Source organism: Microcoleus sp. Pol1C5, from assembly GCF_036701115.1.
Classification (GTDB): Bacteria; Cyanobacteriota; Cyanobacteriia; order Cyanobacteriales; family Microcoleaceae; genus Microcoleus.
The window spans coordinates 25,533-50,100 of record NZ_JAUBQE010000058.1 but is presented as its reverse complement, the minus strand read 5'-3'; the positions used below and the strand labels follow the sequence as shown (position 1 = coordinate 50,100).

Below are 24,568 nucleotides of genomic sequence, written 5' to 3'. Positions count from 1 at the left end.
ACTTGGCCTGGTGTCACCGGTACGCCGCCATTGGCTGGATCTCCTAAAAACAGGACTGCTTGGTCTGGTGAGGGCAATGTGTTGATGGTGTAAGAGGCGATCGACCCGTCGGGGTCGCTGCCTCCTAATCCTGTGACTAACTGGCTGCTGTTGGGTCCGAGGCTGGAGTTGGCATTGTTGGCTAATGGTGGCTGGTTGTCAGTTGGAGTTGGCGTTGGTGTGGGATTTGGCGCAACCGGCCGCAAGATAGCCGTCACAGTAGCGGCCGCGGGACTGGAGGCGCCGCTGTTGTCTGTAGCGCTGTAGGTGAAATTGGCTCCTGTAAAGTTGCCAGTTGTTTGGAAAAATAGTTGCTGTAACTGTTCTGGAGTCAGGACTTGGCCTGGTGTCACCGGTACGCCGCCATTGGCTGGATCTCCTAAAAACAGGACTGCTTGGTCTGGTGAGGGCAAGGTGTCGATGGTGTAAGAGGCGATCGACCCGTCCGGGTCGCTGCCTCCCAATCCCGTGACTAACTGGCTGCTGTTGGGACCGAGGCTGGAGTTGGCATTGTTGGCCAATGGCGGCTGGTTGTCAGTTGGAGTTGTGGGAGTTGGTGTGGGAGTTGGAGTTGTGGGAGTTGGTGTGGGAGTTGGAGTTGTGGGAGTTGGAGTTGTGGGAGTTGGAGTTGTGGGAGTTGGAGTTGGAGTTGGTGTGGGCGCTATCAGTCCAGATATTGTAGCGGTAGCGGGTGGACTGATAGCACCGCTGTTGTCTGTAGCGCTGTAGGTGAAATTGGTTCCTGTAAAGTTGCCTGTTGTGAAGAAAAATAGTTGCTGCAACTGTTGAGGAGTCAGAACTTGACCTGCTGTGACTGGTACGCCGCCGTTGGCTGGGTCTCCTAAAAACAGGACGGCTTGGTCTGCTGGGGGCAGAGTGTTGATGGTGTAAGAGACGATCGACCCGTCCGGGTCGGGGTCGCTGCCTCCCAATCCCGTGACTAACCTGCTGCTGTTGGGCCCTAGGCTGGAGTTGGTATTGTTGGCAACTGGCGGTTGGTTGGGAGTTGGAGTTGGTGTCAGAGGTGTGGTGACTGTAGATGCGTTGTTGCCCGGAGTGGGGTCAGCGGTAGTTGAGGTACTTCTGGCGGTGTTGCTGACGCTGCCGGATGCAGATGCAGGTGCGATGAAGCTGACTGTGTTGTTGACGGTGACACCGCTGGCTAAGCTGGGAACGGGCGCGAAGGTGACAATACCTGTATTCTCATCGTAGACACCGCCGTTGACTCCTGTTAAACCTGGAACGATGGTGTCGGTAATGGTGACGTTTTCGGCTGTGCTGGGGCCGTTGTTGACTGTGGAAATTGTGTAAGTAACTATTTCACCCGGTGCTGCTGCCGTAGTCCCGGTTTTGCTGGTAACGACATCGGCACTAGGTGTCAGAGTTGTGGTGACTGTAGCCAGCGGATCAGTGCCGTTGTTGTTCTCAGGAAAAGGATCTGGGGTAGCTGAGGTATTTCTGGCAGTGTTGGTGACGCTGCCAGATGCAGATGCAGGTGCGATGAAGCGGACTGTGTTAATGGCAGGAGCACCGGAAGGCAAGCTGGGAATCGCTGGGAAGGTGACAATCCCAGTATCTGCATTGTAAACAGCCTCGTTGGATAGACTAACTATTGTTAAACCGGGAACAATGCTGTCGGTAACGGTGACGTTTTCGGCTGTGCTTGGCCCGTTGTTGACTGTGGAAATTGTGTAAGTAACTGTTTCACCCGGTGCTGCTGCCGTAGTCCCGGTTTTGGTGGTAACGAGGTCGGCAAGAGCAGCAACAATTGTAGTTGAGACTTGAGAGATGGGTTGGGAACTATTGTTGTTAGCTAGATTTGGGTCGAAAGTGCTGGAGGTGCTATAGGCAGTGTTAGTTAAGGGAGCACTGAGTGTTGGGGAAACTGTGGCGGTGATGGTGCGGGTTTCACTAGCACCGTTAGCCAGAGTCGGAATCGCCGGCCAGATGACCGTCCTCGTTGTGGGATTGAAACTACCGCCGTTGTCAGTGCTGACGAAAGTTAAGCCCTCTGGGAGCGGATCTTGAATCAGGACGCTTTCGGCGCTGTTTGGCCCGTTATTTGTAGAGGTAATTGTATAGGTAATGGTGCTATTGGGTATGGCATAGAGGGGGCCTTTTTTAACAATGGAAACGTCGGCTACGAGTGTAGGCGGATCTATACTTTGGACGATGACATTGTTAACTTCGTGAATGTTTGTGTTTCCCCCTGTCGAAGCAGCAAAGCCAAATTTAAAAGTAGGTGGCACTTCTCCGTTTACGCTTGCCAAATTTGGTATATCGAGCAGTGTTTCGCCCGCATCAAATGTGCCGTTGCTGTTCAAGTCGAAGGCAACTGTCAGACGGTCAGGTGTTGCTGAAGTCGTCGGGAATAATGTAATTTGGACGCTTCTTTTAGTATTAGGAGTAGTGCGAATGGGTGCAGCTATATTATCTATCCCACCGGGAACGACAGTGCTAGTTAAAAAATTATAAGCTGTGCTTTGGCTGCCTCTAAGTCCTACTGCATCAGGTAGCTGCCCAGTGCCACCCACACGCCCTGCATTATTGTTGGAAAAAAAGCCAAACTCGTCTAATCCGACACCTAAATAACCTCCTGAAAGACCAGTTGAAAACAGAGCAGGATTATTGGGATTATTAGTCTGAGCATAGCCGAGAGAGCCGCCGTAGCCTCCGGCTTGTGTTGGCGTAGCTGTTCCGTCAATGAGGAAAAAACTAATCCCATCCGCACCAAGGAACGGACCCCCCGGAGGAGGGACAGTACCTCTGTTATAGGCAAAGAAATCAAAGGTAACTCTCAGACCTTCAGTGGCCGAGATGGGGTTATTGTAGATTACAAAAGCTGCTTGGTTTAATTGATTTGATGTTAATCTCAAAGTACCTGTTCCGAGTGCATCGCCAATCCCTAAAGCGGGAATAACGCCGCTGGGGTTGGCTGTACTACCTGCGGTTAAGCCGGGGCTAGGTGTAAGGGTGTTGCCAACTCCATATATCCAAGGCCCGATTACTGTTGTATTTTTAAATTCTTCAGCCGCTAAGGTAGCCAGGACTGATGTGTAGCCTTCTAGGACTGCTTTTTTAAAGGCTATTTCGGTATTTATTTGTCCTGTAGTAATTTCTAATTCCCAGTTGCCACCTAGTGCTGCACTACCAGTTAAATTATTGGAAGCTGCAACATTTGCTCCTGTTATTTCGCTGAGTTTTTGTATAAAATTTAGACCTGATTCCCCGGCGCCTGTGTTGCAACTTAACAGCAGAATACTACCTGTTTCTTTGAGAGCTTTTCCCCACTGCTGCAATTGGCTGGAATAGGTTTCTATATTGTGAATATTGAGTTCTGTTGAGCCGATTTCTACTGATGCTGATGCGCCGTGAGCAACTATTTGAATGCTGTTGAGGCTGTGCCGCGAGGCGGCAATTTCGGTGATTTGTTCGATTCCATCCCGGTACCTATCGAGCAGGATTACTTCTGTATCGCGTTTCACTCCCCTGAGAAACTCTTGGTAGTTTTCTACTTGTGAATCCACAATCGCTAGATTTTTTCGGCTAGCCGTCTCTGCTTTATGGCTAGCTTGTCTCAAGATTTTAGTTTCCATATTGGTAGATTTCCGTGTTTGTGTAGATGACCAATTTGACAGATTAGGGATGGTTTTGATTTTTGGTTAATTTGGTTGCTAAATCTAAGCTACCCCTTTTCATAGATGACGATAAACTTTAAACTATAAAGTTTTAAAAATTATTTTATTTACAAATTATAATAGTTACCTGTATTTGTTATTTGTGATGTTAGTCAATCATTAGACAGGAATTACTGCGATCGCCCTTGGATGTCCTGATGCGGCAGATGGCTGCAAATTCTAACATGAATAAGGGGTGACAGCCTTTGTATTAGCCAAGATGCTCTATTTTTGGGAAAAATGATATCAGGTCTAAGGTTAGTTATATGGTAAATTACTTACGGATTTATCAGCATAAGGGGTGAGACCCCTCATACCGCTGTTCTTCGTCTGGTGATATCGAGGCTGGCTCAGACAGCTTGAACCGTAAATATACTGAAAATATTAATTTTCTAAAAAGTGGCAGATTTTGACTTTGAGATGCGATCGCTCTTAAAAGTTGAGAGTACCGTATTTCTAGAGATTTATACTTATACTAATTTGGCGTGCAGTAAACTCACAGCCATGTAATAATAGCCACTAAACGCTACAAAAGTTAATAAAAACAAAGTGGAAAATTATATATGTTAATAGCAGGATTGCGGTCACAAAAAAAACGATCGCCCTTCATTTCAAAAAGTACGATCGCCCTTTACACCGTCTTTCTATCTAAATCATCAAACTGCGTCGATCGCACCCTCTAACGCGGCTTGCTAAGCGTCAATATCGAGTTCGCGCACTAAAAAAGCCCATTCATCAGCCAATTCTTCAATCACTTTAGCGGTAGGTTTGCCGCCCCCGTGTCCCGCTTTAGTTTCTATGCGAATTAACACGGGTTTTTCTCCCGCGTGGGTTTCTTGCAAAGCAGAAGCAAACTTGAAACTGTGGGCCGGAACCACGCGATCGTCGTGATCGGCAGTTGTAATCATTGTCGCCGGATAAGCCGTTCCCGGTTTGAGGTTGTGCAGGGGAGAATAGCCGTAAATTGTCGGGAATTCCTCGGCATTTTCGGGAGAACCGTATTCCGAAGTCCAGGCCCAACCAATGGTAAACTTGTGGAAGCGCAGCATATCCATAACTCCGACTGCGGGCAATGCCGCACCGAACAATTCCGGCCGCTGAGTCATGCAAGCCCCTACTAATAAACCGCCGTTGCTTCCACCTGCGATCGCCAATTTGGCAGGTTTGGTGTATTTGTTTTCGATCAGCCATTCAGCGCCAGCTATAAAGTCGTCAAACACGTTTTGCTTGTTCAACTTTGTCCCTGCTTGGTGCCATTCTTCGCCGTACTCGCCGCCGCCCCGCAAACAGGCGATCGCATAAACTCCGCCCAGATCCAGCCACACCACATTGCTAACAGAAAAACTCGGAGTTAGCGACACGCCAAAACCGCCGTATCCGTAAAGATAAGTGGGGTTATTGCCATCAAGCTGCAAGCCTTTTTTGTGGGTGATAAACATCGGTACTTGCGTGCCGTCTTTGCTGGGATAAAATACTTGCTTAGTCTCGTAATCGTCGGGGTTAAAATCTACATTCGGCTGGCGGTAAATTGTGCTTTCGCCCGTCACCATGTTGTAGCGGTAAATAGTGTTTGGTGTAGTGAAACTCGTGTAAGCATAAAAAGTTTCGGTATCGTGCCGCTTGCCGCCAAATCCTCCCGCCGAACCGATTCCCGGCAAAGCTATTTCTCGCGCGAAACAGCCGTCTAAGTTGAAGATTTTAATTTTGGTGTAGGCGTCTTTCAGATAAGAAGCCACAAATTGATTGTTGAGGATGCCAATACCTTGGAGGGTTTCGGCTGCTTCGGGGATAATTTCTGTAAATTTCCCTTGACTGTCATCGCCAGCGAGGGATAAAGGAGGGGGGTTGTTGGTGTCGATCGCAATTACCCGGCCGCAGGGTGCATTTAAGTCAGTTTGAAACCAGAACAGAGGGCCTTCATTGTCGATGAAACTGTACTCTGCCTCGAATTCGTTAATCAGTTCTACAACAGACGATTCAGGGGCAGTTAAGTCTTTATAAAAAATCAGGTTTTTTGTTTCAGTTCCCTGCCAAACTGATATAATTAGATATTTGCCGTCTTCAGTGACGCCGCCGCTAAATCCCCATTCTTTTTGGTCTGGGCGATCATAAATCAATACGTCTTCACATTGTGGTGTTCCTAATTTGTGGTAAAACAGTTTTTGGTAATAGTTAACGTCTTCGTGCTTGCTTTTTTCGTTGGGTTCGTCGTAGCGACTGTAAAAAAAGCCTTGACCGTCGTGAGTCCAAGAGGCGCCTGAGAATTTCACCCACTTTAAATGATCCGATAAATCTGCACCTGTTTCGATATCGCGGACTTTCCATTCTTGCCAATCCGAGCCGGAGGTTGACAAACCGTAAGCCATATATTTGCCGTCTTCGCTGATAGCTACGCTACCCAAAGCAACGGTTCCATCTTCTGAGAGTGTGTTGGGGTCAATTAATACTTTGGGTTCGCTGTCGAGGGATGTTAAAGTATAGAGTACGGATTGATTTTGCAGACCGTCATTCTTGTAGTAGAAATAGCGAGATCCTTCTTTGAAAGGTATGCCGTATTTCTCGTAATCCCAAAGTTGAGTCAGGCGCTGTTTGATTTTTTCCCGCGCCGGAATTTCGTTGAGGTAGCCGAAGGTGACTGCGTTTTGGGCTTCCACCCAAGCTTGGGTTTCCTCAGAGTCGGGATTTTCCAGCCACCTGTAAGGATCGGGTACTTGGACGCCGTGGTAGTCGTCTGTTTGGTCGATTTTGGGGGTTGTGGGGTAGGTGAAAGGTCGATCGAATTTGGTCATGATTTTTTACTACTCTCGGTAACTTTTTCCAGTTTACCCTTTCGCGGCAGTGACGACAGGGAACAACGAAACTCAAGACCAAATAGCAAATACCAAATACCCGACAGGTTGAAACCTGTCGCTACACAGACAAAACCCGCCGACGCGGGTTTCATATCTTACAAATTTGTCATTACGAGCCTCAGCGAAGCAATCGCAGAAGCTTAGGATATAGCTGTCGTCGCATCAATTGTAAACTCTTCATCCTCTCTTCTCTTCCTACCCTTCGGGAACGGCTTCGCCGAACGTGTCCTTGGCGTCTTCGCAGTTCGTTTCTCTTATTTTTAAATCAGCCATCACCCGTTTTCAACTAATCCAACTCCCTCCTTCCTTCCAAAGCGCGAGCCAATGTAACTTCATCGGCATATTCCAAATCTCCCCCCATCGGCAAACCAAAAGCTATGCGCGTCACTAGGGTAAAAGGTTTTAATAAGTGACCGATATAAAGAGTAGTAGTTTCGCCTTCCACGCTGGGACTAATAGCAATAATTACTTCCTTAACCTTTTGCTGACTGACGCGCCGGACTAACGGTTGAATGTTCAATTGTTCCGGGCCAATTCCATCCATCGGCGAGATAACGCCGCCAACAACGTGATATTTACCCATATATTCCCGCGTTTTTTCTAAAGCGATTACGTCGCGGGATTCTGACACTACACAAATGGTATGAGTGTCGCGGTTGGTATTGCGGCAAATTTCGCAAACAGGGTCAGCAGATAAGTGAAAGCATACTTGACAGAAACCTACTTGCTGTTTGGCATCAATCAAAGATTTAGCTAGGGCTTGCACTTCTTCTTCGGGTCGTTTCAAAATATGTAAAGCTAAACGCTGGGCTGTTTTTGGGCCGACTCCTGGCAAGCGCTGCAATTGTTCGATTAAACGAGCTAAAGGTCGAGTGTACATTAAAAATTGGCGGTAATTGGTAATATCATTTCTGGTTGATTCGCGACCGTAGAATTGGCGCGATGTAGGGGCGGGTTTTACCAACCATCTATGTTTTAAACTAAGTATATCATAAACTCGTCCCGCCCATACACTGATGACTATTGACTAATTTACCCTCCACTAATTTTAGCTTTGTAGCCTAACTTTGTGATAATTTCTAGAAGCTTTTGCTTGTGTTCGCCTTGAATTTCGATTTCATTATCTTTGACTGTGCCGCCAGTACCGCATTGAGCTTTTAGCTGCTTGGCTAAAGTTGCTAATGTTTCGGGTTTTTCCTGAAAGCCGCTGATGACTGTAACTGTTTTGCCGCCTCGTCCTTTTCGGGATGCTTCGATTTTGAGGTTTTGTTGATTGGGGGGAACTTCGGCAACTCCCCGTTGGAGGGCTGCCGAGTTGTCAACGTTGCCAAATTCGGAGTAAACTATTCGTTTGCCCTCGGTTGTTTGGCTGTCAGAATCTTTGCGTTTTGATGCTGCCATAGGTTAAAATGCTTGAACTTTTTTTACTGGTATTTCTAGTTTTAGCGGATTGGGGTATGGTTGCGATCGCTCGGAATGCGCTCTATCTTCTACTTATTGTATTAGCCCGTCAAGCGTTCAAGGAATTATAATGAAATTTGTGCGATCGCCTCAAGTCCACAACCGATTTGGTACGATCCATACCAAGCCTCTAGCTTACCCGCGAATCTAAAAAATCTAAAATCTAAAATCTAAAATCAAATGACAGTCACCCCTCTGCATCTCACCACCGAAACCAGCGCCCAACGCCCAGACTCCCTCGGCAGATTCGGCAAATTCGGCGGCAAATACGTCCCCGAAACCCTGATGCCCGCTTTATTTGAACTAGAAGCCGCTTTCCACAAATACCGCAGCGAACCGGAATTTCAACAGCAACTCCAACAATTGCTCAAAGATTATGTCGGCCGCCCCAGCCCTTTGTATTTCGCGGAACGCCTCACCGAACACTACGCTAAAGCAGACGGAACTGGCCCGCAAATTTACCTCAAACGCGAAGATTTAAACCACACCGGTGCTCACAAAATCAACAACGCTTTAGCTCAAGCATTGCTGGCAAAACGTATGGGCAAAAAGCGGGTAATTGCTGAAACTGGTGCCGGTCAACACGGCGTTGCTACTGCCACAGTTTGTGCTCGTTTCGGTATACAATGCGTTGTCTACATGGGCGTTCACGACATGGAAAGACAGGCTTTAAATGTGTTTAGAATGCGCTTGATGGGAGCCGAAGTGCGGCCGGTGGCGGCGGGTACGGGAACGCTGAAAGATGCGACTTCCGAAGCGATTCGCGACTGGGTGACAAATGTCGAAACAACTCATTACATTCTCGGTTCCGTAGCGGGCCCGCATCCTTACCCGATGATGGTACGCGATTTCCATGCGGTAATCGGTGAAGAAACCCGCGCTCAGTGTCAGGAAAAGTGGGGTGGTTTGCCGGATATTTTATTAGCTTGCGTCGGCGGCGGTTCTAATGCAATGGGTCTTTTCCATGAGTTTGTCGGGGAAGAAACTGTCAGATTGATCGGTATTGAAGCGGCGGGCGAAGGCGTGGAAACTGATAAACACGCTGCTACTTTGACTAAGGGAAGTGTGGGAGTTCTACACGGGGCAATGAGTTATTTGCTGCAAGATAATGAAGGTCAAGTGATTGAGCCACATTCGATTAGTGCGGGTTTGGATTATCCGGGTGTGGGGCCGGAACATAGTTATTTGAAGGATGCGGGCAGGGCTGAATATTATAGCGTAACTGATGCAGAAGCGCTGGGAGCATTTCAGCGGCTTTCGCAGTTGGAGGGGATTATTCCGGCTTTGGAAACTGCTCACGCGATCGCCTATTTAGAGACTCTGTGCCCTCAGCTAACAGGCAATCCGCGCATTGTGCTTAACTGTTCCGGACGCGGCGATAAAGACGTGAACACTGTAGCGAAGGTTCTGAATATCTAGGTTAGCGGAATGTGGGGCGATCGCTCTGTAGGAATTGGTAACAATTAACTTTATTTCTCGTTTGATTTCATGTCCAAAGGTTTAATTTTGATGTGCTTGGGATTGTTGACAATCCTGCCTAAGTGTGACACCTCTATTCCTACGCGATCGCTGCCACAAACTCCCATGAATACTAATGTTGCTTCGAGTGCTATTACTGACTTAGAAAAAGCGGTTAACCAACAGATCAATCAATACCGAGCATCTAAAAAGTTGCCACCGCTGACTATCGATCCGCGAATCACTCAGATAGCAAGAATTCACAGCGAAGATATGGCTAAGGGTAAAGTAAGTTTTAGCCACGATGGATTTGAAGGGCGGGCGAAAGCAATTACGATTCCTTATAAAAGTGTAGCTGAAAATCTTGCTTATAATTTTGGCTACAGGGACCCGGTACGCAATGCTGTTGAGGGTTGGATTAAAAGTGACGGCCACCGCAAAAATATGGAAGGTCAGTTTAATGTGACAGGTATTGGAATTGCCAAAAATGCCAAAGGTGAGTATTATTTTACTCAGCTTTTTGTTCTCAGTCGGTAATTTGAAGGAAGAAGGAAGAGGGAAGAGGGAAGAAGGAAGAAGGCAGTTAACAGTCAACAGTCAACAGTCAACAGTTAACAGTCAACAGTCAACAGTTAACAGTCAACAGTCAACAGTCAACAATTACTAATAATGGAATTTGCAGATTTTCAAGTGTGCGATGGTGATATTCCCGATTCTCTCTTATCTTATTATTTGACAGCAGAGGCGATCGCGGTTGATACGGAAACAATGGGTTTGCTACCTTGGCGCGATCGCTTGTGTTTGGTTCAGTTGTGCAATCCCGAAGGTAAAGTTGCAGTGGTGCGGATTGCCAAAGGCCAGACAGCAGCACCGAATTTAAAGAAGTTAATGGAAGCCGAAAATATTGAGAAAGTATTTCATTTTGCGCGCTTTGATATGGCAACAATGCGTTACAATTTAAGTATTGACATTGCACCAGTTTTCTGCACCAAGCTAGCTAGTAAACTTGCTAGAACTTATACCAACAAACACGGATTGAAAGAATTAATTCTAGAACTCGAAAAGGTAGAATTAAATAAAACATCTCAAAGTTCCGACTGGGGAAATGCGACTAATCTTTCGGACGATCAACTAAATTATGCTGCTAACGATGTCCGCTATTTGCTGAGCGCTAAACAAAAGTTGACTGCTATGTTGCAGCGAGAAGAACGCTGGGAAATTGCACAGCAATGTTTTCAGTGTTTGCCCGTTTTTGTGAGTTTGGATTTATTGCAGTACAAGGATGTTTTCGAGCACGGCTAATACAATTTTAGATTTTAGATTTTAGAAGACTTGGAATGAATGATGAATACCAGGGTTTAGAGTACGGGCATAAAGTTCGCTTCTTTTTGGGGAACTGGTATAATATGCTGTCACCTCGCAGAACTGCCATCAAATTGGTTTGTAGTGAAAACTTGAGTTATCATAAAACTCGCTCGGACTTTAGTCCTCACTACAAACGTAATTATTATTATTTGACCGGACTTGATGTGAGTTAAAAAAGATTCAAAACAGTCATCTATTGCTGATTAGGGCTACTCGGGATTGTGTTCGTGCAGTAAAGCCTCAATTTGGTCGTCAACATTTCTAACCACCTGTTCCAAAGCGGGCAACCCCTCTAAAGGCACAGGAGAAAGCCGAGTTCGATCGCGAATTTGATTCACTTTCCGCTGCAATTCTTCGGCCAGCCGCAGGGCGTCCCGACTCAAAGTAGACAACTGCTGCTGCTGGTAAAACCTCAAAGCTGCCCCCCGCAAAACTTGCAGGGTGGCTTCTTCCTTGCCACCCACCGTCATTACCCGCAAGCGCAACAGCAAATGAGTGTTTTGATATATGCGCTCAACTTCGACTTGTTTGGGCTGTTCCACCGGGCAAACAGGCATATCTGTAAGCCGCTTCAACTCGTCGATGACCTCTTGGAAAAGGACGATATCAATACCTTCGAGCATCGATTTCAAAACGCCATCTTGACTCCAAAGAATGCGACCTTGGGACTGGTGCCGCTCAAAAAACAGGCGGCCGATACCCTCTCGCAGCACTCTACCGAGCAATTCCTGCAGCAGTTGGGGCGCGGGCAAAGTTGCCAAAACTTCCACTTGGCTTGACAAGTGCAAAGCCTCGACATTCAAAACCGATAGCTGTGTCGGTGTCGGGGGAACCTCAGCGCCAGCAGGTTTAAACCGCTCAGGAGCGGGCATCGAGGGTTCTGGCACAGACAGCAGCGTTGCTGCATTGGGGCCTGAAGTTGCTGGTGCGGGTTTTTTGGGTGTTGGGGCTGCAGCGGTTTCTGTCTGGCTCGGTTCTCGGAGTTGGTTCCCGTGCAGCAAGTAAGCTGAGAGCATCGAGCGCTGAGTTTCCGAGGCAATTGGCTCTGTTGTGACTGAGCAATTCATGTAAGCTAAAATCCGCTGCACGTAGTCCAAGGCGGAGTCATCTTGGGCATCGACTACACCCAATTTAAACAGATTACCTTCTAGAGATAAAGGCAAAACTTGATAGTAAAGGCAAGCTTCAAAGGGGACAACTGTATCGATTAGGTGAAATATTCGATCGGAGTCCATTGTAGCTGCGGAGTCTGTTGAAGATGTATGTACCATTAGCTGCTTTGTAGTTGGAAGCGCGATCGAGCGCGACGCACCAACCTGATGCGATAAAATTAAACGCTGCAACTTCCCTGACGGAGGAATTGGCCTAACAACCGGAAGCTTTTATTAAAGAAAAATCCTTAGTCCCAGAATTTTCTCCCTTCTGTATTGCAGCCTCAAACTCTACCAACAGATTGAGAACTAGATGATGACTAGCGCAGTCTAGACCCACTATCATCGATCGCCCGAGATTGATGCCCGTGGCTGGCAACAATAGAATTATGTCTTTAATGCACAAGTATTAGAGATGCACCACAACCGATGATTTACGGGCAACCGCTGAATTTAGGATTGGTTAAAAAATCCTCAAAAGTCGATCGTGCTGCTAGTATCTTACCTCAGAGAGCTGACTGCGATCGTCTCGGAGCGCGATCGTCACGGCAGGGCTACAAAATCCCGATCGATCTAACCTGATTTGATACAAGCGGCATCGCCCGGTTTTCCACAGGGAAACTCGCAGCAGTCTGTGGCTGTTGGGTAATTGATTTGTAGCGCGGATTCTGAAAAATGCTACCGCCAATTAACAATTAGCAATTGCCTGCCACCCATTACCAATCTACTCGTTGCGGAGCGATTGAGCTGCTAAATAGAGTTTGCTCCACTCGCCGATGACTTGATTGGTTTTCAGCTTTAATTCCGATGCGATCGTCTCTACACTTTTCCCTGCTTTCAACGATTCTAGCAACTGCCGCTGCACCGGTGTGAGGTCTTGTAAATATTGCTGCCACTGAGCGGGAGTCAAGCCCAAACTGTGTTCTTGGAGCGAAGTTTCCAGCCAGTTGGCGACTAATTCCGGTGCTTGTTTGACCGCAAAAACCCGAATCGCGTGGTAACTAACTTTTTCTCGCAAGCGGTAAATTTGCTTGATCGGAACCTTCAACTCCTCGGCAATTGCCTCTTGGGAACGGCCTTGCAGGTAAAGCCGCAGCCACCGGGAAGCCAGCGGATCGACTTCAGCGGCCAAGTAATTCTCAAATTCTTGTTGGACAATCTGCCGCTGAGTTTGCTGCTCTTCCCAAGCTTGATTTTCTCGATACTCGGACATTGCCTGTTCGTCTAGCAGGCTGAGCGGTTCGTCTGTATCGTCGGGTAGAACCTGTTCCGACACCAGCCGCACCCAGTCTCCTGCAGGCACTTGCGTCAACCCGCCCCGCTGGGCACGCCGCAAGTAGTTGACAAAACGGTACACCAGCAGCGGCTGGTTGCGGATCGGGCGCAAGCAGTATTCTTCTGTGCTCGCTAGCAGCAAAGCATTTCGCAGGCGTCTGTCTGAGGTGCATTCGGCAATCCAGGCGACTTGCTGCTGCAGGTAGCGATCGGAATTGAGCATTTCCTGGATCACTTCTTGCAGTACCTCCACCGCACTCCGCTGTCTGTCGCGACTCAGGGAAACCCACGCTTGGATTTTTTGGCGGAGCACAACCAAGCCGCCGAGCCGCCCGATCAAGTTGCGGTAAGCTTTTTCTGGCGGTACTCCCAGATACCGAGAAATCAAAATTCGATATAAAAAGTCGATCGCCCCAGAGGCAACAGACAATTGAGTTGGGCTAAGAGTGTCAAATCTTTCGGGCTTGTCTCCCAACAGCCAGCGGACAACACTCTCGCGAGTGCTAGAACTCTCCTGCGGGCAATCTTGTTCGAGTCGAGACTTCCAATCTTGTCCTAGTCTTTCCGCCAAGGTCATGGGCTGTCGAGAATATTGTCTTTCACCCCCGATTTTACGTGGTATCCTGGATTTTTGAGTATTTTTCAGATATACGATCGCGCGATCGGATAAATTACCTTAAATTACCCTAAACAAAATTCCATTACGGTGCGATATGCCTAACTTTTTATTAGAACTCGGTACAGAAGAATTGCCCGCATCTTTTGTCGCAGGCAGCGCCCAGCAGTGGCAGCGACTTATACCTGCAACGCTGGCAGAAGAATCCTTGACAAATGACTCTATTAATGTGTACGCTACTCCGAGGCGTTTGGCCGTTCTCGTGAAAGGGCTGCCAGTTCAGCAATTAGATAGAGAAGAAGAGGTAAAAGGACCGCCCGCGAGTTCGGCTTTTAAAGATGGCAAACCGACGAAAGCAGCCGAAGGTTTTGCGAAAAAGCAGGGCGTAGAAATTGATGCTTTGGAAGTTCGCGCTACCGATAAAGGCGATTTTGTGTTTGTGCTCAAAAAGATTCCGGGGCGGATGACCGCGGATATTTTGACAGAACTTGTGCCGCAGTGGATTAATAAGTTAGAAGGCAAAAGATTTATGCGGTGGGCCGACGGAGATTTGAAGTTTCCGCGCCCGATTCGATCGCTCGTGGCACTGTTAGATGATACTGTACTGCCAATTACATTGGTGAGCGGTTCGGATACGGTCAAGAGCGATCGGATTTCCCAAGGACACCGGGTGTTACATCCGCAGCCTGTCTCGATTCCGCAAGCCGAGGATTATGTCGAGTGTCTGCGGGCTGCTTGCGTGGAGGTCGATCGATCCCAGCGCAAAAATCAAATTAAAGCACAAGTAGAAGCCGCAGCAACAAAACAAAGCGGTTACGCCGACATTACGGAAGACTTGTTAGAAGAAGTCACAGACTTAGTAGAATGGCCGAATGCAGTTGTCGGGAAATTTGACGACGAATTTTTGATATTGCCACCGGAAGTAATCACCACAATTATTGTTACAAACCAGCGATATTTTCCGATTCTCAAAAGCCCGGATTTTCCTGAACTGCTGCCCTATTTTATTACAATTTCCAACGGCGACCCGGCTAAAGCGGCGATTATTGCTGCTGGTAACGAGCGAGTAGTGCGGGCGAGATTGGCAGACGGTCAGTTTTTCTACAAAGCAGACTTGGTAAAGCCTCTAGAGGATTATTTGCCCAAGTTGGCAACAGTTACTTTCCAGGAAGATTTGGGGACAGTACGCGCAAAAGTCGATCGTCTGTGCAAAATTGCCAGCCTCATCGCCACTCAACTGCAAATAACAGGCGAAGAACAAGCTTACATAGCAAGAGCTGCCTTACTTTGCAAAGCCGACCTCGTAACCCAAATGGTTTACGAACTTCCCGAAATGCAAGGAATCATGGGGCAGAAATACGCCTTAGCAAGTGGCGAATCCGAAGAAGTAGCCACAGCGATTTTTGAACATTATTTGCCCAAAGGGGCGGGCGACAATTTACCCCAAACTCTCACAGGTCAAGTTGTCGGAATAGCCGACAAATTAGATACTTTAGTCAGCATCTTCGGCTTGGGAATGTTGCCGACTGGTTCATCCGATCCCTTCGCTTTGCGCCGCGCCGCTAATGCAATAATTAACATTATTTGGGCGGGTCAGTTGCCAATCAATTTGCACCAGTTGCTTGCAGAAGCTGTTGCCGAATTTACTGCAGCACGCCCAGAAACACCTGCGGAGTTGCTATCACAGTTATACGAGTTTTTCTTACAAAGAATTCGGACTTTGTTGCAAGAAGAAAAGAATGTAGATTATGATTTGGTAAATGCAGTTTTGGGAGAAAACGACCCAGAATATACTGAACGAGCATTGAGAGATTTGTTGGACGCACTGGAAAGAGCACTTTTTCTCCAAGAAATCCGCAATAACCAGACTTTGGATCTAATTTACGAAACAGTCAACCGTTCAACTCGTTTGGCGGCTCAAGGAGATTTGGATAAAGTTGAATTGGAACCGAAAAATGCGGTGAAACCAGAGTTATTTCAAAAATCGTCTGAACAAGCTTTTTACGATGCAGTAGTGCAGTTAGTGCCGCAAACGCTGCTCTCCAAACAAACTCGCGATTACCAGCAGTTAGTAGATAGCTTGACTGAGATTGCTCCGACTGTCAGCAACTTTTTCGACGGGCCAGAAAGCGTTTTGGTGATGGATTCTGACCCGGGAATTAAGGAAAATCGGTTGAATTTACTGGGTTTGCTGCGGAATCACGCGCGGGTGTTGGCTGACTTTGGGGCGATCGTAAAAGGTTAAAAAATTCACGGTAAATCATCATGCTAGGGTGCGCAATGCGCACCTTATGCGACAAAAAAAATCGGGGTCAAATCATCATGATAGTAAATTAGACAATATTGCAAAAGTCGTAAACTATCTTGAAAGTATCTGCGTTTATCTGCGGTTTCCCTATCTATCAAAGATTTATCCAATAAGCCTATCATAATGGTAGGGTGCGCATTGCGCACCTTACGATAACTTTGTCAAAACAGTCATAATTTAAGCAAAATGGCCAATAGCCAACAACAGATCCCAGGTTAAGATATAAACTTATAAAACCAGGGAAATTCGCTCCATCACACACACAGCTTATGCCGATCGCTCATATCATTGGACTCGGAAAATCAGGAATTGCCGCCGCAAGACTGCTAAAACGCGAAGGATGGGAAGTAACGCTGAGCGATCGCTCATCTTCCCCAAATTTGCTTGAACAGCAACAGGAATTCGCTAACGAAGGAATTCATGTGGAGTTAGGTAAATCTTTTGAACCAGTCGAATCTATAGAATTAATAGTAGTAAGTCCGGGCGTTCCCTGGGACAGTCCAGCATTAGTGCGCGCCAGAGAGTTAGGGATTGAAACAATCGGAGAAATGGCTCTCGCGTGGCGTTACCTCAAATCTCCTTGGGTGGGAATTACTGGTACTAACGGCAAAACTACCACTACTGCTTTAATTGCTGCTATTTTTGCAGAAGCAGGGCTTTACGCTCCCGCTTGCGGCAATATTGGCTATGCTGCGTGCGAATTAGCTTTAGGCGAAAAACAGCCGGATTGGGTAATCGCAGAAATTAGCAGCTATCAGATAGAATCATCGCCATTGGTAGCGCCGCGAATCGGAGTTTTGACGACTTTGACGCCGGATCACCTCAGCCGCCACAAAACTTTAGAAAATTACTACAACATTAAAGCGCATTTGCTGAAAAAGTCTGAATTGCAAGTAATCAACGGCGACGATCCTTGTTTGCGGCAGCAAGGAGTTGACATTTGGCCGGATGCGTGTTGGACGAGTGTCAAAGGTGAAAAAGAACTGTTGGGCGATCGCACTTTTGGATCGTACATCGAAAACGGTTGGGTAATAGCTCAAAGCGAGAAAATTCTACCTGCTGATTCTTTGCGGATGGTGGGAGAACACAATTTGCAGAATTTGTTAATGGCGGTAGCGGCGGCTAATTTGGCGGGGATAGATAAAAGTGCGATCGCCCGGGCGATCGCTAAATTTCCCGGAGTTTCGCACCGCCTCGAACACATCTGCACTTGGGAAGGCATAGATTTCATCAACGACAGCAAAGCTACTAATTATGACGCAGCCCAAGTTGGGTTGGCTTCTGTGAGCGCACCGGCGATTTTAATTGCGGGCGGTGACGCCAAAGAAGGGGACGATCGCGCTTGGATTGATACAATCAAGGCGAAAGCTGCTGCGGTGTTGCTAATTGGGGATGCGGCAGGTATTTTTGCCGATCGGCTCGCACAAGCAAATTACAACGCTTGGGAAATAGTCGAAACAATGGAAAGAGCAATCCCGCGAGCAGCCGAATTAGGCAAACAAAACAACGCTAAAGTAGTGCTGCTTTCCCCAGCCTGTGCTAGCTTCGATCAATACCAAAACTTCGAGCAACGAGGCGATCATTTCCGCCAATTATGCCTCGAATCCCTAGTTTAGATATTTCATTGTTCGCTGTGTACAAATTAAGATTGTTCTACACAGCGAACACTAACAAAATTCAATCTGCGTTCATCTGCGTCTATCGGCTTACATCTGCGGTTAAAAATTAAAACCTCTGATTTCCACCAATTTACTTTAACTAACAGTTTTCCAAACAGTCTTAATCCTATCCTGTTGTTCCCATTCTAGCTCATAAAAAACTACCATCATTTCCTCATGAGTATAATCAATAATGATTGCCGCCAAATGAGCAGCGGTTTCCGCTTCCAGCATGGCTGTTTTTAACTTAGCCATTGCCTCTTTATCCATTAGCACTAAAGTTTGAATATTGACCTCACTTTCATTTTAATTGTGTCTGCAAATGTCTTTTAACTTGGTCTGAAAATCAGAAATCTGAGCAGCGCTTATTGTATCAGAATGCGGCGAGGAGATTTTAAATTCTTCGCTGCAAAGCTGAGAGAGCAATTTTTCATCAATCTCCAGAATCCGGTCTTCGGAAGTGACCTTTTTTTGCAACAAAATTTCGATTTCCCTTTCCAGTTGGCGATAGCCTTGCTGAAAGAAATCTTGAGAGTTAGAACGAAACAAACCGCTATTGACTTGCTGAATGTGGCTGGGTGTCAGCGATTGAGCCGAGACAGCAGCCGGAAATCCCAAAGATGCTGCTAGCCACCAGCTAGAAATTATCTGTTTGAGAATGCTGTTCATCACTTTCGGGAGGAGTTATTACCTCAGTTGGTTTCTCGTTTTCTGACTCGCTTGCTAATTCATCTTCTCGTTCAAGTTTTTCTTGCCACTCGACAAGCTGCTGAAAAAGTTTCGGGTTAATTTCAAATACGGGTTTGTTGGTTTCTGACATATTTACTCCTAACATTTATTACTACATTTAACTGGTTCCCAGGCCGAGCCTGGAAACGAGTAGAAAAACAATTATGTCGCTCAGCAGTTACGCTCAAACCTTCAGCAGCGACATAATTATGCCTGTTAATGAACCCCCAAGCAAAGCTAAAGTAGCTAAGGTACTAATGCCAAATCCTGCCGCTCTTTTTTCGGCAGCTTGATAGTAACCCCAAGCAAACAAAATGCGTCCAATTATCCAAACTGCGCCGATACCGGCGCCCCAAATTGGGCTGATAAATTGCGAGAACAGCCACAGCGAGGGCAAAAATAGAATCATTTGCTCTAAGGTATTTTGCTGAACTCGCACCACTCGCTCAAAGTCTGGGTTTCCTGTCATCTGCGGGGGAGAAACTTTGTATTTGAATCTAGCTCTGCCGACGTTGATGGTAACAACGAAGTAGAGAATTAATGCTGAAACAGTAATTAGACTAGGCCAAAGTGTCGCGTTTGCTTCTGCGAGCATGATTCGGTATTATTGGGGTGGAGTAGATATCTTGATTATAAATCAATTATTGCCGATCGGGTCATTCATCGCCGTCCAGTCCTTCAAGGCAGGGGATGTGATTCAACTGCTGGGTATTAGTGGCGCGCCAATTGCTTTAGAGTTCCGGGACATCCTCGAAAATTTGCTGGCTGGGATTTGGATTCTTTTGCTCGCACCTGCATACGGATACAAGCCCCCGACTCTTGTCGTGAGTAGCCCAAATTTTAGACTCTTATTCAAGAGCACAGATTCATCTGTGGAGTAAATCTAAAATTTAGAATCTAAAATCTAAAATCTAAAATCTAAAATCTAAAATCTAAAATCTAAAATCGACTAATCGCACCTGCATACGGATACAAGCCCCGGATTTAAGGAGATTATTTTGCTCAACCATATTCGAGACCGTCTTAAATATTTCACCAGGAGCAGGATTCCTCGAGAGCATTTAAAGCAAATACGAGTTGACTTGTTGGAAGAATCAACCCTAGATATTAACTATCTGGTCTTAATTCTAGGCTCCTGTATAATTGCCACCTTTGGACTGCTTGCCAACAGTGCGGCCGTAATTATCGGTGCAATGATCATTGCGCCTCTGATGTTGCCAATCCGAGGGTTAGCATTTGGAGCGGTAGAAGGTAATGTTCTCATCTTCCGCAAAGGTTTAGTTGCATTAGCAGTCGGGACGGGGCTAGCAATTTTTCTAGCTTGTTTTTTGGGCGCTTTGGTACAACTTCCAGACTTTGGGAGCGAAGTTCTAGCTCGTTCTAAACCTACATTACTAGACTTAGGAATTGCGATCGCCGCTGGGGGAATCAGTGGCTATGCGAAAGTTCAGCCCAAAGTTTCTGCTACTCTGGCGGGAACTGCGATCGCGGTGGCTCTCATGCCGCCAATTTGTGTTATAGGTTTAGGCTTATCTCAAGCTAATTGGTCGCTCAGTTTGGGAGCAAGCCTCCTGTATCTTACTAATTTGCTGGGAATTACTCTCTCCTGTATGCTAACCTTTTTGATGGCCGGCTACACCCCCCTGCATCGCGCCCGTAAAGCCCTCTTTTGGGCGCTAGCATTGACGGCTATACTTGTAATTCCTCTGGGCGTGAGTTTTGCGGAATTGATCGAGCAAGCGCAACTCGAAGCCAGTCTGAAGCGGGCTTTGCTTAACCGAACTATCACTTTTCAACGGGTGGAACTGATTGCAACTGATACTAACTGGTTGACGAAACCGCCGGAAGTGCGTCTGATTGTTCGCAGCAGCGAAGCTTTGACATCCAAACAAGTGCAGCTTTTAGAAGAATTTGTCGAAAAAGAAATGGGTCAACCATTTACCCTAATTTTTCAAGTCAGTCAAGTTGAAGAAGTGCGGCGTTCGATGCTGAATAAGCCCCGCTCAAAACAGCAGCCTTAACTATTTTATTCCTAATTATATGACCCCAGAAACTCTAATTAACCAAGTGACTATCGAGGGTAATCTGAAGCAATTTCTCTTAGTGCTAGCGGTTTCCTTAACTGTGGCGACGCTGCCACAAATCTTTGGGTGGCTGAGCAAAATTCCCTACACGCTCCTGTTAGTAATTGTCGGGTTGGGTTTGGCTTTTATAGATGTGCGGCTGGTGACACTTTCACCGAAACTAATTCTGTTGATTTTTTTGCCACCTCTTTTGTTTGAAGCTGCTTGGAATCTGGAATGGCCTAAACTCAAGCGGGATTTAGTGCCGATCGCTCTTTATGCGGTTGTGGGTGTTGTTATTTCCGTTGCTGGCGTGGCTTTTGCTCTCAACCAAATAGCGGGAGTTTCTTTAGCGATCGCTCTGTTGGTAGGAGCTAGTATATCTGCTACCGATCCTGTTTCTGTAATTGCATTGTTCCGGGAACTGGGAGTTGAAAAACGCCTAGCTTTGCTGGTGGAGGGAGAGAGTTTATTTAATGATGGCATTGCTATTGTTGCCTTTAGTTTTTTGGTGGGATTCTCTCTAGGGACTGATGACGTTGGCATCCCAATTCTGATTGCGCGTTTCTTAGCTTTTGTGGGCATTGGGGTTGTTGTCGGCAGTTTAATCGGTTTTGGAGTTTCTTATCTGACTCAACCATTTGATTTACCTTTGGTGGAGCAATCGTTAACCTTAGTTTCAGCCTACGGCACTTATATAATTGTTGAGGAATTGGGTGGTTCTGGGGTGATAGGTGTGGTGGTGATGGGCTTGATATTTGGAAATTTCGGCTCTCGTATCGGTATGCAACCCAGTACCAGACTTGCGGTAACACAATTTTGGAATTTTTTGGCGTTTTTTGTAAATTCGATCATGTTCCTGCTGATTGGCGATCAGATGAGGTTTGCTGATTTGGGAACGAATTTAGGAGTGATTGGCATAACTGTGGTGGCGATGTTTGTGACGCGAGCGATCGCTATTTTTGGTTTAGGATGGTTGAGCAATTGGTTAGGACACTCTGAAATTTCATTGCCAGATCAAACTGTAATTTGGTGGGGAGGATTGCGGGGTTCTGTCTCGATTGCTTTAGCTTTGAGCGTACCCCATGTTCTGCCCGAGCGACCAAAAATTATTGCGATCGTGTTTGGCGTAGTTTTATTTACGCTGCTAGCACAAGGTTTAACCACCAAGTCGCTGCTGGAAAAATTGGGGTTATTGAAGAACCAGGAGTTCCGCCAGCAGTATCTGGAGGCGATCGCCCAACGTGTTGCTCTCAATCGGGTTCTCAAGCATCTATCTGAAGAATCGAGCGATCGTAAAATCGAGCCTGAGTTTTCCAATCATCTCGTGAGTCAGCTTCAAGAAAAATTAAACTTGCTGCAAGCAGAAATCAACAAAATGTACGATCGATCTCCTGAACTGCGGCAGATGACTATCGACAAACTCGAAGGGGATTTGCAGGCAATAGAGGCTGATACTTATGCTGAATTTGTGCGATCGGGTCAATTGAATGAGCTGCCTGTTTCTGTGTTGCAGCAATGTTTTAAAGAGCGGAATGAGACAATTGTTTCTTAATAGGATTTTTGTAGGGATAATCCACGTGATTGTCCCGCTGATCTGGAAATTTTGCGTAAGTCATAAAACTCTCAAATTTTTTGTTTTTTATTAGATTCCGTGTGGGCAATCAAAAACAGTCCGAATTGTTGAGGGGCGGACATGGTATAATTCCTGATATTGTAGGGTTCGTTAGCCGACGATAATTTGAATATGAGCTAGATCATAGAAAGATTCTGCAGAATTTTGCAAACTGAGAGTAAGGTTAAATAGGAGGTCAATTTAATGACCAATACTGCTCTCAATTTTAAGACTGCACCCGGACATGAAGTTCTGGCCGCGGCGGGTAAGAAAATGTTGAGGCCGGGGGGGAAATTTGCTACGGAACAGTTATTTGAATGGGCGGATTTTCAGCCTGGGGAGACTGTTTTGGAGTTGGCTGCTAGTTTTGGATATAGTTCGATCGCCCTTGTTGAACGTTTTGGCGTAAAAGTAGTGGGAGTTGAGAAAAATCCCGACAGTGTGGCCCGCGCTCGTGCTAATGTTGCAGCAGCGGGTTTGAGCGATCGAGTGGAAATTGTCGAAGGAGATATTTTTCACTTGGATCGGATTTCCCAACAGTTTGATTGGGTTTTGGCTGAAGCTATCCTGACAATGCAGTCGCCGTCAGGGAAAGCTAAAATTGTATCGGGAATTTGCGATCGGCTAAAACCCAATGGTAAGTTTCTCTCTCACGAACTTTTAGCCCGAAACCGAGAATTAGAAATTCACAAAGCTTTATCAGAAGTGATTCGCGTCAATTCAACGCCTTTGTCTGAGTCTGGCTGGATTGCGGTTTGCCAAAACGCGGGTTTGCAGGTAGAAAAGTGTCAAACCGGGGCGATGGGGCTCCTCAACTTGTCGCGCATGCTGGAAGATGAAGGGTTTGTGGGTACTGTGGGGATTTTGTGGAATATTTTAAGTCGATCGCAAATTCGCGATCGTATCTTAGCAATGCGTCGAGTTTTCCAGCATTACCAACAGGATCTAGGCTACATCGTTATCTCTGCCAAAAAACAATCTTAACCGATTCAATTGATTTTCGATTTTCACTTTTCGATGGAAGAAAGTGAAGCCACTGATAAATTCAAGGCTTGTGACCAAATTAATTAATTGTCAAAAACTATGACTACTACTCTTTTACCGCTACAATCTTCAGCAATCCAACTCCGAGACGCAATTGAATATCCCGCCGCCGGAGTGCTGAACAAAATTTTAGTCAAAGACAAGAATTGTCAGTACAGTTTATTTTGTCTGGCAGCAGGAACAGAAATTTCTGAACACTCTTCGGCACGGAATGCCACAGTTAATGTCATAGACGGAAAGGGTATTTTGACTTTGGAAGGGAAGAATATTGTTTTGGAACCGGGGGTATTTGTCTTTATGCCCGGTCAAGCTCTTCACGCTTTGAAAGCTGAAGAAAACTTGGCGTTTATTTTGACACTTTCTGAAGTAAATTAATTCCCGAAATATAGCTCTTGGGGCGGCTTGAAAACCATAATCCCTTAAATTCAACCTCATAAACCCGCCCCAATTAATCGATTCTGGGGGCGGTTTTATATAGTTAGTGTCAGTCAAATATTGTTTGTGAAAGCAGCCCTACAAGCATTGGGATGTTAACCTTTAGTCTATTTCATCTCCCGAGGCGACATCCTCCAATTTGTTCCAATCCAATACAATAATTTTACCGCCTCGACTGTAGGATACAAACGGCTTGAGTTTCTTAAACAACCGCACGCATTCTTCGTAGGTAATTCCAATACTGCGAGCAATTTGATAGTAGGGAAAACGTTTTTCTAAACATACACTATTATCCGCAATCTTCGTACCTTGCTCGACGGCAAAGTAATGAATAAATCGGGCCAGCCGCACGATCGCCCTTTCCGACACCAAACCGTGCACAGTCTCGTGCAGTTGTTGCAACCGCTGATTAAAAACCGCCAATATTCGCAAAGCAATCTCAGGATTTTCCCGAATTGCTGCTAGCAAAAATTCCCGTTCTGTGGTAAGAACTTCCACATCAGTTTCTGCCGTCACCGTTGCGGGGGCAATGCCGTTGCCTAGCAATGCAGGTGCAGCAAAAATATCTCCCTGAAATAAAGTGCGGAGAATTGTTTCTTTGCCCGCCGCCGCTGTTTTTGCAACCCGCAGAGAACCGCTCAAAAGAGTGTATAATTTTTCGGGGATGCGATCGCCCTCATACATCACAACTTCTCCCTGTCGGTAACTGCAAATTACTGTGTGTTCTTGCAATCGCTCTAATTCAGTTTGGTTTAAGCTGGCAAATATTCCAATTTTAGCCACTTGCTCGACAGTTGCTTTCATGCAGTTAACTCTACTAGC

The 24,568-nt window shown here is 46.3% G+C and carries 21 protein-coding genes; 10 read left to right on the top strand and 11 right to left on the bottom strand.

Annotated elements, in window-relative coordinates; genetic code table 11:
* From QUA23_RS25980 to QUA23_RS25965, 4 genes are all read right to left on the bottom strand, one after another.
* A partial coding sequence (locus QUA23_RS25980; RefSeq protein ID WP_333110582.1) for a DUF4347 domain-containing protein occupies positions 1–3,635 on the bottom strand: 3,635 nt, incomplete at its 3' end.
* Positions 3,636–4,408: 773 nt separating this feature from the next.
* Positions 4,409–6,505 carry a prolyl oligopeptidase family serine peptidase gene (locus QUA23_RS25975; protein WP_333076858.1) on the bottom strand — a complete coding sequence of 699 codons (2,097 nt, stop codon included), beginning with the start codon at positions 6,503–6,505 and terminating at the stop codon, positions 4,409–4,411.
* Between the two features lie 349 nt (positions 6,506–6,854).
* Entirely contained in the window at positions 6,855–7,448 is a 594-nt protein-coding gene (gene recR, locus QUA23_RS25970) for a recombination mediator RecR (protein ID WP_333036394.1), read from the bottom strand.
* A gap of 152 nt (positions 7,449–7,600) precedes the next feature.
* Positions 7,601–7,969, bottom strand: coding sequence for a translation initiation factor (locus tag QUA23_RS25965; RefSeq protein WP_333076857.1), 369 nt, complete (start codon positions 7,967–7,969; stop codon positions 7,601–7,603).
* Positions 7,970–8,209: 240 nt separating this feature from the next.
* Between QUA23_RS25965 and trpB the strand changes: the two genes are divergently transcribed.
* The 3 genes from trpB to QUA23_RS25950 all read left to right on the top strand — a co-directional run bounded on the left by trpB (position 8,210) and on the right by QUA23_RS25950 (position 10,789).
* Complete coding sequence (gene trpB, locus QUA23_RS25960; RefSeq protein ID WP_333076856.1) at positions 8,210–9,448, top strand: tryptophan synthase subunit beta; 1,239 nt, start codon at positions 8,210–8,212, stop codon at positions 9,446–9,448.
* Positions 9,449–9,517: 69 nt separating this feature from the next.
* Entirely contained in the window at positions 9,518–10,024 is a 507-nt protein-coding gene (locus tag QUA23_RS25955) for a CAP domain-containing protein (RefSeq protein ID WP_333076855.1), read from the top strand.
* A gap of 132 nt (positions 10,025–10,156) precedes the next feature.
* Positions 10,157–10,789 carry a ribonuclease D gene (locus QUA23_RS25950; protein WP_333076854.1) on the top strand — a complete coding sequence of 211 codons (633 nt, stop codon included), beginning with the start codon at positions 10,157–10,159 and terminating at the stop codon, positions 10,787–10,789.
* 272 nt (positions 10,790–11,061) lie between these two features.
* On the opposite strand, the gene QUA23_RS25945 is transcribed toward QUA23_RS25950, so the two are convergent.
* Positions 11,062–12,123 (bottom strand): hypothetical protein, encoded by a 1,062-nt coding sequence (locus QUA23_RS25945; RefSeq protein WP_333076853.1) that lies wholly within the window; start codon positions 12,121–12,123, stop codon positions 11,062–11,064.
* 604 nt (positions 12,124–12,727) lie between these two features.
* Complete coding sequence (locus tag QUA23_RS25940; protein ID WP_333076851.1) at positions 12,728–13,855, bottom strand: HetZ-related protein 2; 1,128 nt, start codon at positions 13,853–13,855, stop codon at positions 12,728–12,730.
* Positions 13,856–13,991: 136 nt separating this feature from the next.
* On the opposite strand from QUA23_RS25940, the gene glyS reads away from it, so the two are divergent.
* Together glyS and murD are read left to right on the top strand one after the other, a co-directional pair.
* Positions 13,992–16,139 (top strand): glycine--tRNA ligase subunit beta, encoded by a 2,148-nt coding sequence (gene glyS / locus QUA23_RS25935; protein WP_333076849.1) that lies wholly within the window; start codon positions 13,992–13,994, stop codon positions 16,137–16,139.
* Between the two features lie 332 nt (positions 16,140–16,471).
* Positions 16,472–17,818: a UDP-N-acetylmuramoyl-L-alanine--D-glutamate ligase gene (gene murD / locus QUA23_RS25930; protein ID WP_333076847.1), complete on the top strand. Its 1,347-nt coding sequence runs from the start codon at positions 16,472–16,474 to the stop codon at positions 17,816–17,818.
* Positions 17,819–17,956: 138 nt separating this feature from the next.
* Here murD and QUA23_RS25925 read toward each other — a convergent pair whose 3' ends face one another.
* The 4 genes from QUA23_RS25925 to QUA23_RS25910 all read right to left on the bottom strand — a co-directional run bounded on the left by QUA23_RS25925 (position 17,957) and on the right by QUA23_RS25910 (position 19,184).
* Positions 17,957–18,130 carry a hypothetical protein gene (locus QUA23_RS25925; RefSeq protein ID WP_333076845.1) on the bottom strand — a complete coding sequence of 58 codons (174 nt, stop codon included), beginning with the start codon at positions 18,128–18,130 and terminating at the stop codon, positions 17,957–17,959.
* Between the two features lie 36 nt (positions 18,131–18,166).
* Positions 18,167–18,529 (bottom strand): hypothetical protein, encoded by a 363-nt coding sequence (locus QUA23_RS25920; RefSeq protein WP_333076844.1) that lies wholly within the window; start codon positions 18,527–18,529, stop codon positions 18,167–18,169.
* Positions 18,498–18,680, bottom strand: a complete 183-nt coding sequence (locus QUA23_RS25915; protein WP_333076843.1) for a hypothetical protein — start codon at positions 18,678–18,680, stop codon at positions 18,498–18,500. Before QUA23_RS25915 ends, QUA23_RS25920 begins: the two co-directional genes overlap by 32 nt.
* Before the next feature lie 93 nt (positions 18,681–18,773).
* Positions 18,774–19,184, bottom strand: coding sequence for an MAPEG family protein (locus QUA23_RS25910; RefSeq protein ID WP_015177100.1), 411 nt, complete (start codon positions 19,182–19,184; stop codon positions 18,774–18,776).
* 31 nt (positions 19,185–19,215) lie between these two features.
* On the opposite strand from QUA23_RS25910, the gene QUA23_RS25905 reads away from it, so the two are divergent.
* From QUA23_RS25905 to QUA23_RS25885, 5 genes are all read left to right on the top strand, one after another.
* On the top strand, positions 19,216–19,470 hold the full coding sequence (locus QUA23_RS25905) for a hypothetical protein (RefSeq protein WP_333110580.1): 255 nt from the start codon (positions 19,216–19,218) through the stop codon (positions 19,468–19,470).
* 201 nt (positions 19,471–19,671) lie between these two features.
* A complete protein-coding gene (locus QUA23_RS25900) occupies positions 19,672–20,610 on the top strand; it encodes a DUF389 domain-containing protein (RefSeq protein WP_333110579.1) in 939 nt (312 codons plus the stop codon).
* Between the two features lie 19 nt (positions 20,611–20,629).
* The gene (locus tag QUA23_RS25895; protein ID WP_333076839.1) at positions 20,630–22,207 is read left to right on the top strand and encodes a sodium:proton antiporter; all 1,578 of its coding nucleotides are present in this window, start codon (positions 20,630–20,632) and stop codon (positions 22,205–22,207) included.
* A 264-nt stretch (positions 22,208–22,471) separates the two neighbouring features.
* A complete protein-coding gene (locus tag QUA23_RS25890; RefSeq protein WP_333076838.1) occupies positions 22,472–23,251 on the top strand; it encodes a class I SAM-dependent methyltransferase in 780 nt (259 codons plus the stop codon).
* A gap of 99 nt (positions 23,252–23,350) precedes the next feature.
* Complete coding sequence (locus QUA23_RS25885) at positions 23,351–23,686, top strand: cupin domain-containing protein (protein ID WP_333076837.1); 336 nt, start codon at positions 23,351–23,353, stop codon at positions 23,684–23,686.
* 162 nt (positions 23,687–23,848) lie between these two features.
* On the opposite strand, the gene QUA23_RS25880 is transcribed toward QUA23_RS25885, so the two are convergent.
* Positions 23,849–24,550, bottom strand: a complete 702-nt coding sequence (locus QUA23_RS25880; protein ID WP_333076836.1) for a Crp/Fnr family transcriptional regulator — start codon at positions 24,548–24,550, stop codon at positions 23,849–23,851.
* Positions 24,551–24,568: the final 18 nt, after the last annotated feature.

Excerpts from the sequence above, each read along its gene's own strand:
- trpB (WP_333076856.1), top strand. The coding sequence starts at position 8,210 with ATGACAGTCACCCCTCTGCATCTCACCACCGAAACCAGCGCCCAACGC.
- QUA23_RS25885 (WP_333076837.1), top strand. The coding sequence starts at position 23,351 with ATGACTACTACTCTTTTACCGCTACAATCTTCAGCAATCCAACTCCGA.
- QUA23_RS25910 (WP_015177100.1), bottom strand. The coding sequence starts at position 19,184 with ATGCTCGCAGAAGCAAACGCGACACTTTGGCCTAGTCTAATTACTGTT.
- QUA23_RS25895 (WP_333076839.1), top strand. The coding sequence starts at position 20,630 with ATGACCCCAGAAACTCTAATTAACCAAGTGACTATCGAGGGTAATCTG.
- QUA23_RS25915 (WP_333076843.1), bottom strand. The coding sequence starts at position 18,680 with ATGTCAGAAACCAACAAACCCGTATTTGAAATTAACCCGAAACTTTTT.
- QUA23_RS25955 (WP_333076855.1), top strand. The coding sequence starts at position 9,518 with ATGTCCAAAGGTTTAATTTTGATGTGCTTGGGATTGTTGACAATCCTG.
- QUA23_RS25945 (WP_333076853.1), bottom strand. The coding sequence starts at position 12,123 with ATGGTACATACATCTTCAACAGACTCCGCAGCTACAATGGACTCCGAT.
- QUA23_RS25880 (WP_333076836.1), bottom strand. The coding sequence starts at position 24,550 with ATGAAAGCAACTGTCGAGCAAGTGGCTAAAATTGGAATATTTGCCAGC.
- QUA23_RS25950 (WP_333076854.1), top strand. The coding sequence starts at position 10,157 with ATGGAATTTGCAGATTTTCAAGTGTGCGATGGTGATATTCCCGATTCT.
- QUA23_RS25975 (WP_333076858.1), bottom strand. The coding sequence starts at position 6,505 with ATGACCAAATTCGATCGACCTTTCACCTACCCCACAACCCCCAAAATC.
- QUA23_RS25925 (WP_333076845.1), bottom strand. The coding sequence starts at position 18,130 with ATGGATAAAGAGGCAATGGCTAAGTTAAAAACAGCCATGCTGGAAGCG.
- murD (WP_333076847.1), top strand. The coding sequence starts at position 16,472 with ATGCCGATCGCTCATATCATTGGACTCGGAAAATCAGGAATTGCCGCC.
- QUA23_RS25965 (WP_333076857.1), bottom strand. The coding sequence starts at position 7,969 with ATGGCAGCATCAAAACGCAAAGATTCTGACAGCCAAACAACCGAGGGC.
- QUA23_RS25920 (WP_333076844.1), bottom strand. The coding sequence starts at position 18,529 with ATGAACAGCATTCTCAAACAGATAATTTCTAGCTGGTGGCTAGCAGCA.
- glyS (WP_333076849.1), top strand. The coding sequence starts at position 13,992 with ATGCCTAACTTTTTATTAGAACTCGGTACAGAAGAATTGCCCGCATCT.
- QUA23_RS25890 (WP_333076838.1), top strand. The coding sequence starts at position 22,472 with ATGACCAATACTGCTCTCAATTTTAAGACTGCACCCGGACATGAAGTT.
- QUA23_RS25940 (WP_333076851.1), bottom strand. The coding sequence starts at position 13,855 with ATGACCTTGGCGGAAAGACTAGGACAAGATTGGAAGTCTCGACTCGAA.
- recR (WP_333036394.1), bottom strand. The coding sequence starts at position 7,448 with ATGTACACTCGACCTTTAGCTCGTTTAATCGAACAATTGCAGCGCTTG.